Annotated in this window: 11 protein-coding genes and 1 pseudogene; 5 read left to right on the top strand and 7 right to left on the bottom strand. The window is 68.1% G+C overall.

All coding sequences use genetic code 11. The features are described 5' to 3' along the window. On the bottom strand, positions 1–630 hold a 630-nt coding region (locus tag C8D87_RS35505; RefSeq protein ID WP_112230168.1), incomplete at its 3' end, for an MBL fold metallo-hydrolase. A gap of 139 nt (positions 631–769) precedes the next feature. On the opposite strand from C8D87_RS35505, the pseudogene C8D87_RS35500 reads away from it, so the two are divergent. Next, positions 770–1,729: pseudogene (locus C8D87_RS35500) on the top strand (acyltransferase family protein); the annotation flags it as partial. A gap of 47 nt (positions 1,730–1,776) precedes the next feature. On the opposite strand, the gene C8D87_RS35495 reads toward C8D87_RS35500, so the two are convergent. Next, complete coding sequence (locus C8D87_RS35495; RefSeq protein ID WP_109640928.1) at positions 1,777–2,529, bottom strand: maleylpyruvate isomerase family mycothiol-dependent enzyme; 753 nt, start codon at positions 2,527–2,529, stop codon at positions 1,777–1,779. A gap of 226 nt (positions 2,530–2,755) precedes the next feature. On the opposite strand from C8D87_RS35495, the gene uvrA reads away from it, so the two are divergent. Beyond that, entirely contained in the window at positions 2,756–5,635 is a 2,880-nt protein-coding gene (uvrA, locus tag C8D87_RS35490; protein ID WP_109640927.1) for an excinuclease ABC subunit UvrA, read from the top strand. Positions 5,636–5,764: 129 nt separating this feature from the next. Then, positions 5,765–6,226: an SRPBCC family protein gene (locus C8D87_RS35485; RefSeq protein ID WP_109641064.1), complete on the top strand. Its 462-nt coding sequence runs from the start codon at positions 5,765–5,767 to the stop codon at positions 6,224–6,226. 3 nt (positions 6,227–6,229) lie between these two features. Here the strand turns inward: C8D87_RS35485 and C8D87_RS35480 are convergent, their stop codons facing one another. The 4 genes from C8D87_RS35480 to C8D87_RS35465 are packed head-to-tail and all read right to left on the bottom strand — an operon-like array spanning position 6,230 to position 9,424. After that, positions 6,230–7,426 carry a vWA domain-containing protein gene (locus C8D87_RS35480; protein WP_112230166.1) on the bottom strand — a complete coding sequence of 399 codons (1,197 nt, stop codon included), beginning with the start codon at positions 7,424–7,426 and terminating at the stop codon, positions 6,230–6,232. Beyond that, complete coding sequence (locus tag C8D87_RS35475; protein WP_112230164.1) at positions 7,423–8,598, bottom strand: VWA domain-containing protein; 1,176 nt, start codon at positions 8,596–8,598, stop codon at positions 7,423–7,425. Before C8D87_RS35475 ends, C8D87_RS35480 begins: the two co-directional genes overlap by 4 nt. A gap of 2 nt (positions 8,599–8,600) precedes the next feature. After that, complete coding sequence (locus tag C8D87_RS35470) at positions 8,601–8,792, bottom strand: hypothetical protein (protein ID WP_109640924.1); 192 nt, start codon at positions 8,790–8,792, stop codon at positions 8,601–8,603. Between the two features lie 35 nt (positions 8,793–8,827). Continuing rightward, the gene (locus C8D87_RS35465) at positions 8,828–9,424 is read right to left on the bottom strand and encodes a TetR/AcrR family transcriptional regulator (RefSeq protein WP_233440144.1); all 597 of its coding nucleotides are present in this window, start codon (positions 9,422–9,424) and stop codon (positions 8,828–8,830) included. 74 nt (positions 9,425–9,498) lie between these two features. Between C8D87_RS35465 and C8D87_RS35460 the strand changes: the two genes are divergently transcribed. Then, entirely contained in the window at positions 9,499–10,674 is a 1,176-nt protein-coding gene (locus C8D87_RS35460) for an FAD-dependent oxidoreductase (protein ID WP_112230162.1), read from the top strand. 68 nt (positions 10,675–10,742) lie between these two features. Further along, positions 10,743–11,900 carry a hypothetical protein gene (locus C8D87_RS35455; protein WP_112230160.1) on the top strand — a complete coding sequence of 386 codons (1,158 nt, stop codon included), beginning with the start codon at positions 10,743–10,745 and terminating at the stop codon, positions 11,898–11,900. Between the two features lie 46 nt (positions 11,901–11,946). Here the strand turns inward: C8D87_RS35455 and C8D87_RS35450 are convergent, their stop codons facing one another. Continuing rightward, positions 11,947–14,034, bottom strand: a complete 2,088-nt coding sequence (locus C8D87_RS35450) for an alpha-galactosidase (protein ID WP_109640920.1) — start codon at positions 14,032–14,034, stop codon at positions 11,947–11,949. Positions 14,035–14,087: the final 53 nt, after the last annotated feature.

The following is a 14,087-nucleotide window of genomic DNA, read 5'->3' as shown; positions in this document are numbered from 1 at the left end:
CAGCGTCGAGTCGTCGCCGTGGCCCGGGTAGAACCAGGTGTCGTCGGGCAGGACGGCGAACAGGCGGTCCTCCACGTCGTTGATCAGGGACGCGAAGTTGTCCGGGGACGTGGTCTTTCCCACACCCCCCGGAAAGAGTGAATCTCCGGTGAAGAGGTGCGGGTGGCCGGCCGGGTCGTCGTAGAGGACGGCGATCGAGCCGGGGGTGTGGCCGCGCAGGTGGATGATCGAGAGAGGGACTTCGCCCACGTTGATGGTGTCGCCGTGGTCCACCAGGACGTCCGGCGGGACCGGGAGGACGGAGGCGTCGAGCTCGTGGGCGACGGTGTTCGAACCGTGGGCGCCGGCCAGGGCGCCCAGCGCCTGCCAGTGATCGGCGTGCTGGTGGGTCGTCACGATCGTGCGCAGGCGGGGGCGGTTCGGGATGTGGCCGAGCAGGTCGGACAGGCGCTCGTAGTCGTTGGCCGCGTCGATGAGCAACGCCTCGTTCGTGGACCGGCAAACAAGCAGGTAGGCGTTGTTGTCCATCGGTCCGACGGAGATCTTCGTGATGGTCAGCGCGTCCAGGGTGCGGCGGGCCGCGGGGCCGTCCGGCTCGACGTGTCCGGTGTAGTTCTCGAGTACGTCCACGGTGGCAGACGGTAGTCGCTCGAAGCGGTGCAACGCACACCTTCAGGTTGCGTACAGGTCGCACTCATAGGGTAGTAAAGGATCACCGCCGACCCGCCGATTACTCCGAAAGCACCAAACGGACAGGTCCCCGCCTCTCGTGATTCCAGCGCAACGGCACAAGCCCCGGACGGCCCGCAGGGTCAGCTGGGACGTCCTCCGGGTCGTCGCCATCGGGTGTGTGCTGCTCCACCACGCCACGCTCACCAGCGTCAGCAGCCATCCCGACCTCGGGCCGCTGCCGTTCCGCTTCCCGATGTCGATGGGCGCCAGCACGTTGATGGTCGTCTCGGCCTTCTTCGCCTGCGCCTCGCTCGACAGCGGCAGGCCGGGGCAGTTCCTGTGGAGAAGACTCGCGCGCCTGCTGCCGGCGTACATGGCGGCCGTGCTGCTGACATATGCCGTGCAGCGGTGGATCGCACCCGAGGGGTGGAGCCAGCTCGACGGCAGAGACGTCGTCTACAACCTGCTGCTGGTCAACCAGTGGTTCCCCGACGTCAACATCGTCGACTTCGCGTACTGGACCGTGCCGGTGCAGATCGCGGCGTTCATCGCCGGGGCCGTGCTCGTGAAACACATGCGCGGCAACAAGCTCCGGTTCTTCCTGTGGGCGCTCATCGTCACGCCGCTGCTGCTGCGGCCGTTGCTCGACCACTCGCACACGCTCTTCGTGATCTACAACGGTTTCGCGCTGCACCGGGCGCAGCTGTTCGCCGCCGGAATCGCGATCTGGCTGTGGCACAAGCACCGGATGAGCACCCCGCACCTGGTCGCGCTCCTCACCGCCACGTTGGTGGCTCAGGCGATTCACACGACCGAGTACGGTTCGACGCTCGGCTTCGCTGTTCTGCTACTCCTGGTGTGCGCCGCGGCGGCCGGCCCCGACTGGGTGTTCTTCGCGCCGGTCGCCAGGCCCGTCACCTGGCTCGCCGGCATCTCGTACGGGGTGTACCTCGTGCACCAGCAGATCGGCACCGTGGTGATGGACCGCATGCACGCCGTTGGGCTGCGGTCCTGGTGGCTGCTCGCCGGGTTCCTCACCTCGGCCGTGGTGCTGGGCTGGCTGATGACGAAGTTCGTCGAGCGGCCCGCGTACCGGTTGCTGACTCAGATCCAGTCGGGCAGCTCCGGCAGCTCACCGCGCAGGCCGGTGCCGTCGGTCCTGCCGGTCAGCCAGCCCAGGACGGCGCTGGCGGACCCGCTGACCGAGCTGCGGCTGGCCGGGCCGCTGACGGTCCAGATGCGCTGACCGCCCTCCGGCAGGTCGACCTCGATGCTGAACGGGTCGACCCTGCCCTCGAACTGCTTCACGGCGTCGTCGAGCAACTCCGCCACGAACTCCGCGGGCAGGTCGTCGAACCCGACGCCGCAGTTCAGGTCGACGAGGTGGATCCAGACCTCGCGCAGCCGGAACAACGGCACGACCGACGCCGCGATCGTGGTGCCGCTGGGTGCGATGACCTCGGAACGCCACGCGTGCGCCGGCATGTCGCGGCACGCGGCGTCGAAGCGCAGGCACGCTGAGTCGAGATCGGCCTTGATCAGCTGCAGGAGCCGCCGCGAGCCCTCCTCGATGTCCGCGTCGCGGTCCGTGCGTGACGTGTAGGCCTGGTGCTCGACCCCGGTTCGCGCCCAGGTGAGCAGGTTCACCAGCGCGTCCGCGTTGCGCGCGAGGTGGGTGAGGACGTGTCCGCGGGTCCATCCGGGCAGCAGGCTCTGACCGCGCACGGCGGCCTGGTCCAGCTCCTCGACGACCTCGTACAGCACGTCCGTCGCCTGGCGCACCGCGTTGATGTGCCGGTCCGGCACTCCTCGCGGTGCCGGTACGGAGGTGTGCTGCGTGGACGGCGTGTAGGTCATGTGTGCTGCCTCTCCCCGACGTTGAGGCTCTGATCGAAGTGACCAGCCTAGGAGTAAAGCCTGCTCAGGGGAATGCGTCGGCGGCCAGAACCGTTTTTGTCAGGGGTGGGACCTAGCATGGTCGGCGGGTCGGTCGCAGCCTCCGAATTGATGCTAGTACGCTTCGAACGCTTGTTCGGAAGAGTGCGGCGTGAGTGGCCCGCCGATCGCAGCCGAAGGGACCCCAGTGGCAGACCGTCTTGTCGTTCGCGGCGCCCGCGAGCACAACCTGCGCAGCGTGGATCTCGACCTGCCGCGGGACAGCCTCATCGTCTTCACGGGGCTGTCCGGCTCCGGCAAGTCGAGCCTCGCGTTCGACACGATCTTCGCCGAGGGGCAGCGCCGCTACGTCGAGTCGCTCTCGGCGTACGCGCGCCAGTTCCTCGGTCAGATGGACAAACCGGATGTCGACTTCATCGAGGGCCTGTCGCCCGCTGTGTCGATCGACCAGAAGTCCACGAGCCGCAACCCGCGCTCGACCGTCGGCACGATCACCGAGGTCTACGACTACCTGCGCCTGCTCTACGCGCGGGCCGGCAAGCCGCACTGCCCGCAGTGCGGCGAGGCGATCGGCAAGCAGACGCCGCAGGAGATCGTCGACCAGGTGCTCGCGATGGAGCAGGGCACCAAGTTCCAGGTCCTCGCGCCGGTCATCCGCGGCCGCAAGGGCGAGTACGTCGACCTCTTCCAGAACCTGCAGGGGCAGGGCTACTCGCGCGCGAAGGTCGACGGGGTCGTCTACGCGCTCGCCGACGTGCCCAAGCTCAAGAAGCAGGAGAAGCACCACATCGCGGTGGTGATCGACCGGCTCACCGTGAAGGCGTCGTCCAAGCAGCGCCTCACCGACTCGGTCGAGACCGCGCTGCGCCTGGCGGACGGTCTGGTCGAGCTGGAGTTCGTCGACCTGCCGGAGACGGACCCGAAGCGGATCAGGGGCTTCTCCGAGAACCTGGCGTGCCCCAACGGCCACCCGCTCGCGATCGAGGACCTGGAGCCTCGCTCGTTCTCCTTCAACTCGCCGTACGGCGCGTGCACGGTCTGCACGGGCATCGGTGTGCGCAAGGAGGTCGACCCGGAGCTCGTGGTCCCGGACGACGAGCTGAGCCTCGAAGAGGGCGCCATCGCGCCGTGGGCCGGCGGGCAGACCGCCGAGTACTTCACGCGCCTGCTGCAGTCGCTCGGCGAGACCATCGGCTTCCGGATGGACCAGCAGTGGCGGCTGCTGCCCGCCAAGGCGCAGAAGGCGATCCTGCACGGCATCGACGAGCAGGTGCACGTCCGCTACCGCAACCGCTACGGCCGCGAGCGCTCCTACTACGCCAACTACGAGGGCGTGATCCCGTTCCTCGAGCGGCGCCAGGAGCAGACCGAGTCCGAGTACATGCGGGAGAAGTACGAGGGCTACATGCGCGAGGTCCCGTGCCCCGCGTGTGCCGGCACCCGCCTCAAGCCCGAGATCCTCGCGGTCACGCTGCACCACGGCAAGAAGGGCGACAAGTCCATCGCCGAGGTCTGCGCGATGAGCGTCGCGGAGTGCTCCGACTTCCTCGACGGCCTCAAGCTCGGCAAGCGCGAGTCGATGATCGCGGGCGCGGTGCTCAAGGAGATCCAGGCCCGCCTGCACTTCCTGCTCGACGTCGGTCTCGACTACCTGTCGCTCGACCGCGCGTCCGGCACGCTGTCCGGCGGTGAGGCCCAGCGCATCCGGCTCGCCACGCAGATCGGTTCGGGTCTCGTGGGCGTGCTGTACGTGCTGGACGAGCCGTCGATCGGCCTGCACCAGCGCGACAACCACCGGCTGATCGAGACGCTGACCAGGCTGCGCGACCTCGGCAACACGCTGATCGTCGTCGAGCACGACGAGGACACGATCCGCACGTCGGACTGGGTCGTCGACATCGGTCCCGGCGCCGGCGAGCACGGCGGCAAGGTCGTGCACAGCGGCCCGTACAAGAAGCTCCTGCAGAACAAGGACTCGATCACCGGCGCGTACCTGTCGGGGCGCAAGCAGATCCCGATGCCCGCCAAACGCCGCAAGATCGACAAGAAGCGGCAGCTGACCGTCGTCGGCGCCCGCGAGCACAACCTGCGCGGCATCGACGTGTCGTTCCCCCTCGGCACGCTCACGGCGGTGACGGGCGTGTCCGGCTCGGGCAAGTCGACGCTGGTCAACGACATCCTCGCCACGGTGCTCGCGAACAAGCTCAACGGCGCGCGCCAGGTGCCCGGCAGGCACACCCGGATCAAGGGCCTGGACCAGGTCGACAAGCTGGTGCGGGTCGACCAGTCGCCGATCGGCCGCACGCCGCGGTCGAACCCGGCCACCTACACCGGCGTGTTCGACCACGTCCGCAAGCTCTTCGCGGCCACCACCGAGGCGAAGGTCCGCGGCTACCAGCCGGGCCGCTTCTCGTTCAACGTCAAGGGCGGTCGCTGCGAGGCGTGCGCGGGCGACGGCACCATCAAGATCGAGATGAACTTCCTCCCGGACGTCTACGTCCCCTGTGAGGTGTGCAAGGGCGCGCGGTACAACCGCGAGACGCTCGAGGTGCACTACAAGGGCAAGACGATCTCCGAGGTCCTCGACATGCCGATCGAGGAAGCGGCCGCGTTCTTCGAGCCGATCAACGCCATCCACCGGCACCTGCGCACGCTGGTCGACGTCGGCCTCGGCTACGTCCGGCTGGGCCAGCCCGCGCCGACGCTGTCCGGTGGTGAGGCGCAGCGCGTGAAGCTCGCGTCGGAGCTGCAGAAGCGGTCGACCGGCAAGACGGTCTACATCCTCGACGAACCCACGACGGGCCTGCACTTCGAGGACATCCGCAAGCTGCTGGGCGTGATCAACGGCCTGGTGGACAAGGGAAACACCGTCATCGTCATCGAGCACAACCTCGACGTCATCAAGACCTCCGACTGGATCGTCGACATGGGGCCGGAAGGCGGCTCCGGCGGCGGCATGGTCGTCGCGGAGGGCACTCCCGAACAGGTTTCCGAGGTCGAGAAGAGTTACACGGGCCAGTTCCTGCTGCAGGTGCTCGGTGGCGAGGAGGTGTCGGCGGCGGGGTGATCGTTCGGCGTCAACCGGTTGTCCTAATGAGACGCTGGACCTGCGTGACACGTTGTGAGGAATTGGCGATCGGTGTGAGTTCTGCCGAGAACCTGTCACTCGAACGAGCTATCCGCGATGATGTCGGCCGTGTCACTCAACCGCTACCGGTTCCGCAGCGTGTGGCACGTCTGCGCGTCTCCGGCAGCCGTGTACGACGTGCTGTCCGACATCGCGAACTACCCGAAGTGGTGGCCGGAGGTGCGGTCGGCGACGAAGATCGACGACGAGTCCGGTGTGCTCCGCTGCCGCGCGTTCCTGCCGTTCGACCTCGTCGTGCAGGTGCGGCACAGCATCGCCAACCAGCAGGCCGGGCTGCTGCGCGCGTCGTTGTCCGGTGATCTCGAAGGCTTCGCGAGCTGGGAGATCATCGGCAGGGACGGCGGCACCGACCTGGTGTTCGACCAGGAGGTCGTGGTCAACAAGCCGTTGTTGCGGCGGCTGGTGCTGATCGCCAAGCCGTTCTTCCGCGGCAACCACGACCTGATGATGCGCGGCGGCCTCAAAGGACTGAAGCAGGTCCTCGCCGACCGCGCGGCCAGCGAGTCCTAGCCGTCACCACTGGTAGTCGCCGATCTGAACCAGGGCGCGGTCGCTCTTCCTGCCGCACTTGAGCGGGACCTGGGAGTGCGCCAGCCCGTCCTCGTAAGGCCATGAGCAGGACCACTCGCCGTAGGTCCAGAACAGGCCTTGTCCCTGTGCCTGCTGGGCGTTGATCGCGGCGTTGTAGCGGTCGGCGATGTCGATCGCGGCCGTGCAGTCGACCCAGCCTTCCAGAACGGTGATCTTGCTTTCGCCGTCACGGCAGACGACCGGGTCGAAGTTGCACCTGAAGTCCCACTTCTGCCACACGTCCTTCGGCACCTGACCGCACGGCAGGTCGGTTCCCGCCACCACGTACTGCCACGTGTCGTCCTTGAACTCGAAGACGGCGATCAGATCGTCGCTGAACCGCTGTTCGTTGTTCGCCTTCGCCAGCAGGTACCGGTCCTGCTCGCACTTGATGTCGAAGTACCGAGCTCCGTCCACCTGGGGCTTGTGCGCGGCCAGCAGCACTTCCGGGGTCGCTGCGTCGCACGGCGAGGTCTTGACCTCTTTCGCCACCAGGTCGGCGGGGACGGAGACCTCCTTCATCGTGGTGACGAGCTCTGCGGAGTTCTTGGTGAGGCGCGGTTGCTGTGCGTCGGCCGCAGCCGCGATCTCGTTGAGGACCTTGACCTGGTCCCGGTTCAGCTTGTGGCCGACGAACCGGAAGTCGATCTTCACGCCGGCCTTCGCGATGTGCTCCTTGATGATCGCGCGCACCTCCTCGGCGCTCTTGCCGCACGCGTCGGCGCCACCTCGCGCGATCACCACCACGCGGTTCGTCTTGTCACCGCGGAACGGATAGGTGCGCGCGAAGTCGTCGATCGCCGCGAGGATGCCGCTGAGCAGCGTCGCCTTGCCACTGGGCGTGATCGCGCGCGCCGCGGCACTGATCTTCGCCGCCTGCCCGGTGCCCGGTGGGACGAGTTCGGCGGTGTTCCCGGCATCGCAGGCGCCACCAAAACGGCGCAGTGCCAGGGAGTCGTCGGCGGACATGTTCGAGGCGGCGGTACCGACGGCGTCGGCAACCTCGCCGAAGTCGGCCGACTCGGACGCGTCGACCAGGAACGTCGTGCGGTGATCGGGCGGCAACAGGACCCACAGGCCTCCGGAGACCAGCCCCAGCACCACCACGACAGCACCTGCCATCAGCAACCAGCGTTTCACCGCGTTCCCCCTGGACCCTGCGCGCGCAGCGATGTCAGCGCGTCCGTCATCTCCCGCGCCACGGCGTTGTAGCCGTCGGCAGCCTTGGTGTAGACGGCGAGCGGCTCCGCCAGGTTCCGCCCCGAACGAGCCGAAGTCAGCAACGCGTCGGCTGCCTCGATCACCGACGCCTGCAGGGTGCGCAGCCGGACCGCGAGGTCCCGCAGCCGCACCGCTTCCGCCGAGCTGGTGCGGCCGTCCAGGTCCTTGATCTCGATGTCGACGACGGCGTCGCGGGCCTCGGCCAGCGCGTTGTCCGCCAGGTCGAACCGGCCGTTCTTGAGAGCCTCGGAAGCGGAGTTCAGCTTGTCCACGGTCGGGTTCAGCACGTTGACGACCGACTGCGACGACCGCAGCACCGGTTCGATGGTCGCGAACCAGGTGAGCACGCGCTTCAGCTCCTCCGGCGAGTTCGTGAACGTCGGCTCCTGCGACTTGAGCTGCGTGGTCAGCTCTTTCAGCCGTTCGCCGTCGTCGAGGACCTGGTAGCCGATGAACCGGAACTCGATGGTCAGCCCGGCGGCCGCGACCCGGTCCCGGATCTGGGCCTGGACGAACTCGTCGTCGGGGTCGCACGCGTCCTTGCCGTGCCTCGTCACGACGATGATCCTGTTGACCTGCTTGGCTTTCAGCGACATCGGCGTGGTGAAGTCGCCGACCGCCTCGACGATTCCGCGCTGCAGCGTCGCTTTCGAGCCCTGCCGCACCGATCGCGCGGCCTCGGCGATCTCCTGCCGGTTGCCGGTGCCGAACCCGACGAGCTGCGTCGTGTTGTCCTCGCTGCCGCAGTCGCCGCCGAAACTGCGCAACGACTGGGAGTCGTGCTCACCGGAGTTGCCGACGACCGTCGTCAGCGCGTTCGTGACGCTCGCGAGGTCACCTTCGGCCGCGTCGATCAGGAACGTCGTCTTGTAGATGGGCGCGAACATCGGGACGATCCACCGCACGGCCACGAATCCACTGCCCACGACCAGCACACCGGCGAGCACGACGATCAGCAGCCGCCGCACGGCAGGAGGCAGGGCGATCCAGAAGGTGTTCTTCTGGACGGTGTGGTCGCCGACCGAAATGCCTTGTGCACCACGGAGGTCGATGGACACCGGCTCCCCGCCGGGCGGTGGTTCGACCCTCATGGTCAGCCGAAGTTGTTGGTCTGGCTCGCGTTGTCTCCGACGACGACGCCCTTCGCGTCGCTCAGGTCCACCGAGTACTTGGGGTTGTGTTCCGGCTCTTCTTCGAGCTTCTCGTGCGCGTTCTTGATCGCGGCGGACGTCGAGGGCGACAGCCCGTCTCCCGCTGTCGACGCGGAAAGCCTGATCTCGTCCATGAATCGCAGGGTAGCGAGTTCGGGTGCAAAAGAAGTCAGGTTCGGCCGGACAGGTGCCGCACCAGCAACGCCAGCTGGGCCGCGTACTTCTCGGCGAACTCACGAGTCCCCGGGTCCTCGCCGGTGATCTGGCGCGCGGTCTGCCGCAGGGTCAGCGGTGCCGCGGCGGCCGCCATCAGTGTCAGCAGCAACAGCCCGGGGTCGAGGTCAGCGGGGAGCTCGCCGGCGGCCTGCCGGTCGCGCAGCTGGTCGACCTGGGCGCGCAGGAACTCCTGGTCGGTGGACGGGCTGTCATCCGCCAGGTTCGACCACGCCCACACCCGGCCGTGATCGGTGAGCGTGGTCGCCACGAAGCTCGCCAGCACCGCGTCCAGCGGCTGCTCCTGGCTCGCCATCTCGGCGGCGGTGCCGTGCCAGCTCGTCGCGAGTTCCTTGTACAGGCCCTCTTTGCCGCCGAAGTAGTACGAGATCAGCTGCTTGTTCACGCCCGCGCGCGCCGCGATGTCCGACGTGCGCGCGGCCGCGTAGCCCTTCGCGCCGAACTCCGCCGCGGCCGCCTCGATGATGCGGGCCCGCGTGCGTTCCGGGTCGCGCTTGCGCTCCGAGGCGCTGGGAGAGCGGCGTTGATCCACCGCCACACGGTAGCCGACCGTCCGTTATCAACCAATGGGTTGACTTAATCAACCAAGCGGTTGAAACTGGGCACATGAGAATCGCGGTGATCGGTGGAGGAATCGGTGGGCTGTGTCTGGCGCACGGGTTGCGCAAGGCCGGCGTGGACGTGGCGGTGTACGAGCGCGATCGGTCGCGCACGGACCGCCTGCAGGGCTATCGGGTGCACATCAACCCGCACGGAGCCGCGGCTCTGCGGGAATGCCTGCCCGCGGCGAACTGGGAGAGGTTCGAGCGGAGTGCCGGAAGTGGCGGCAACGGGTTCGGGTTCCTGACGGAGCAGCTCAAGCCGTTGCTGCTGCTCGATCCCGAGGCGGAACAGCACTACTCGGCGAGCCGGATCACGCTCAGGCAGGTGTTGCTCGACGGCCTGGACGTGCGGTTCGGCAAGCGGTTCGAGCGGTACGAGCAGGGCGATGACATCACGCTGCACTTCGAGGACGGCACCACCGCGTCGTGCGACTTGCTGGTGGGTGCGGACGGGATCCGGTCGCGGGTGCGCAAGCAGTACCTCCCGCACGCGGGCACCGAGGAGGTCGGTGTCACGGCGATCGCGGGGAAGCTGTTCCTCGACGAGAACGCCTGGGTGCCGTCAGAACTGGTCGTCCGGGCGAACTCGATCATCCCGACGGGTCGCGCGGGGATGTTCCTGGCCGCCCACGACGGGCTCGGCGTCACCGACCACCCGGACGACCCGTTGTTCGACAACGTACGTCCCTACCTGATGTGGGCCTACGCGGCAGCGGACATGACCGTCCACGATGGACTCGACCTGCAACGTGAGGTGCTGGGGAGGATCTCGCGGTGGAGCCCGGAGCTGCAGCGGATCGTGGCGGCCTCACCGGTCGAGACGATCAGCGAGTGGCGCATCAGGTCCTCCAGGGCGATCGACCGCTGGCAGCCCACGAACGTCACGTTGCTCGGCGACGCCATCCACGCGATGACGCCGATGAGGGGAGTCGGGGCGAACATCGCCTTGCGGGACGCGCAGTTGCTCGCACGCTGCATCGCCGAGGGTGGCGACGCCATCGCCCGGTACGAGCAGGAGATGTACGACTACGGGTTCGCGGCGGTCCGCGACTCGCTGCGGGCGGCGAAGCAGTTCGCGGACGGCAGCCCGGTGGTGCGGACGATCTTCAAGACCGTCCTGAGGACCGCGAGTGCGGTCCCCGCGCTGAAGCGCGTGATGTTCGCTGGTCAGGGGGACTGAAAAAGATTTGAACCGACCTGGCGCTCTGTACGTGTGAGTGGCGTTGGAGGGCACGAGCCGGGAGGTTCATGATGATCCGCAAGACGGTTGCGGTCGTCGCACTGGGGTTGATCTCGCTGACCGCCTGCGCCGGCACGCCGGAGAGCAAGCCGGTCGCACAGCAGCAGGAGAACGTCGTGGCGCTCGGCGTCGCGGAGATCGACGACCTCGGGCCGGTGGTCACCGACGTCAAGGGTTTCACGCTCTACCGCTTCGACGGCGACAAGCCTGGTGAGTCCACTTGCGACGGTGAATGTGCCGCGACCTGGCCTCCCGCCACGGTTGCCGACGAGAACTTCACGGTGAACGGCGTGGACGAGGCGCTCGTCGGCACGATCGTCCGCAAGGACGGCAGCCGTCAGCTGACCGTCGACGGCCTCCCGCAGTACCGGTTCGCCAAGGACGGCAAGCCGGGCGAGACCAAGGGGCAGGGCCTGCAGGGCAAGTGGTTCGCCACCGGCAAGAACGGCGAACGCACCCGGCTGGCCGCCCGCACCGGTGTGATCGCTGGTCTCGGCGCGGTGCTGACCAACGACGCCGGCCTCACGCTCTACCGGTTCGACGGCGACAAGTCAGGCGAGTCCACTTGCGACGGTGGGTGCGCCGCGACCTGGCCGCCGGTGTCCGTGGAGGGTGACCAGCCGCGCGTGAAGGGCGTCGACCCGAAGCTGCTCGGCACGATCACCCGCGCGGACGGCAAGAAGCAGCTCACCGTCGCGAACTGGCCGCAGTACACGTTCAAGAACGACACCAAGCCCGGTGAGGCCAAGGGGATCGCGGTGCCGAAGTGGTTCGCCACCGCCACCGACGGCAAGAAGGCTCAGCAGAACAAGGCGATCGCGCTCACCAGCGCGACCGTCAAGGACCTGGGCGTCGTCGCCACCGACGCCGACGGCATGACGCTCTACCGGTTCGACGACGACTCCGCGAACCCGCCCGCGAGCAACTGCTCCGGCGAGTGCGCGGTGCAGTGGCCGCCCGCTTTCGTCAGCGAGGGTTTCCAGGTGCAGGGCGTGGATCCCTCGATCGTGGGGACGATTGAGCGGGACGGGAAGAAACAGCTCACCATCGCAGGATCGCCGCAGTACCTCTTCTCAGGTGACAAGGTCTGCGGCGAAGCCAACGGGCAGGGCGTTGGCGGCAAGTGGTGGGCTACCAAGGCCGACGGAAGTCGCGCCGGCCAGTAAGGGGGAGAGCCCCGGCGGGATCCTTCCCGCCGGGGCTTTCGCATGCTCAGCGCAACCGCAGCAGGATCGCCTGCTCAGGCTCGAGCACCGGGAGCTGGATCCCGACGTCACCGAGGACCGAGCCGGGCAACGAGACCGGTTCCCACTTCGGCGAGTCCCGCCCGATCAGCCTCGGCCAACCGGCCGGCGCGTCGAACGACAGCTCGTACGTCCGCGCGGGATCGAGACCGGGCAAGCGCACCCGCGCCGGTTTGTGCTGCACCGAAGTCGCGATCTGGGCGTAGCAGAACAGCGCCTCGGACCGATCGGCGGCGACCACGCCGTGCACCCACGCGGCGGGGTCCGGGTGGTCGGAGCGCACCGAGACACCGCTGTGCACCAGGGAGCGCACGTCCTTGTAGTACTCGATCGCCGCCTGCAGCCCCGCGCGTTCCTCGTCCGTGGCCGAGTTGATGTCCCATTCGATGCCGAAGTGGCCGAACAGGGCGGTGGCCACGCGGAACGAGAGGTCGTGCACGCGGCCGGTGGTGTGCGACCGGGTCGGACCGACGTGCGCGCCCATCAGCTCCGGTGGCAGGAAGACGCCGGTCCAGCGCTGGATCAGCTGGCGTTCCAGGGCGTCGTTGCAGTCGGAGGTCCACACGCGGTCGGTGCGCGAGAGCACGCCCAGGTCGATCCGGGAGCCTCCTGACGAGCAGCTTTCGATCTCCACGTGCGGGTGCCGCAGCCGCAGGTCGTCCAGCAGCCGGTAGAACGCCTCGGTCTGGTCGTGCACCCGCGAGGCGATCAGGTCGCGGTTGTGGTCCCACTTCACGAACGCGATGTCGTTGTCGGACAACACGGACGAGACGCGTTCGAGGATGTACGCGTAAGCCTCGGGGTGCGCGATGTTCAGGACCTGCTGGTTGCGCCACGACGGCGCGAGCACGCCGGGGCGCGGGCCCAGCACCCAGTCGGGGTGGGCGCGGTAGAGGTCGGAGTCGGTGTTGATCATTTCCGGCTCGAACCACAGGCCGAACTCCATGCCCAGCGAGCGGACGTGCTCGATCAGCGGGGTGAGGCCGTCGGGCCACACCGTTTCGTCGACGTACCAGTCACCGAGCCCCGCGGTGTCGTCGCGGCGGTGGCGGAACCAGCCGTCGTCGAGCACGAACCGTTCGACGCCCACGGCGGCGGCCGTGTCGGCCAGTGACTTCAACCGCGTGAGGTCGTGGTCGAAGTAGACGGCCTCCCACGTGTTGAGCACGACGGGGCGGGGGCGCAGCGAACGCTCGCGCAGCTGACGGTGGAAAGCAGCGCTGATGCCGTCGATGCCCTCGGAGGAGTAGGCCGCGTACAGCCACGGCGACTCGTAGGTCTCGCCCGGCTGGAGAATGATCTCGCCCGGCAGCAGCAGTTCCCCGCCACCCAGGACGGGCGTCGAGTCGGGGAAGCTCTCCGCGTACGTCACGTGGTTGCCGCTCCACGCCACGTGCAGCGCCCACACCTCGCCGGAGCGGAACGAGAACCCCGGCGTGCCGGCCAGCAGCCCGATCGTCGCGTCCGGCCCGGTGCGCCCACGCCGGTTCTCCCGCACCCAGGTGCCGTGGGCGAACGGGTGCCGTTGCGGCGAACGCTCACGGCTCCAGCGCCCGGTGAAGTCGAGCAGCTCGGTGGCGTGTGCAGGCGCGGGTAGCGCGGTCTCCAGTCCCTCCAACGCATACGGCGTCGAGCCGTCGTTGCGAACGGTGTGCCGCAGCCGGAGCATCCCGGACGACGCCAGTTCCACCACACCGGTCACGGTCAGCTCGGCCGCTGGATCCTCCGCCACGTAACGGAAGATCGAATCCTCGACCGAGAACGAGGTCACCTTGAGCGCGGGCGCGAAGTGCTCACCGCCGCGATGCCCGCGCAGGCCGGGACGACCGGAGTGCCCGGCGCCCGCGTCCGGCAGCAGCGCGACCGCGACCGGGTGATCGGGTGCGCTGTTGGGGATGGTTCGCGTCAGCACGTCGGCCAGGGTGCGCAGGGCGTCCTGGCCGACGTCGCCGAGCGTTCGCCCCCAGTGCGTCACGACCGGGAGTCCTGCTCCCCCGACGTCGATCACCACGCTGGAGGTGGCGTCGTGCAGGTGCACGACCTCCGTGTTGTTCATGCGGGCCCCGTCCACATCAAACACAAATGAACAATGTGCCGATCCTGAGACGC

Origin of the sequence: Lentzea atacamensis (genome assembly GCF_003269295.1) — a bacterium.
Classification (GTDB): Bacteria; Actinomycetota; Actinomycetes; order Mycobacteriales; family Pseudonocardiaceae; genus Lentzea; species Lentzea atacamensis.
Note: the sequence above shows the minus strand (reverse complement) of the source record. Positions and strands in the feature narration are given on the sequence as shown.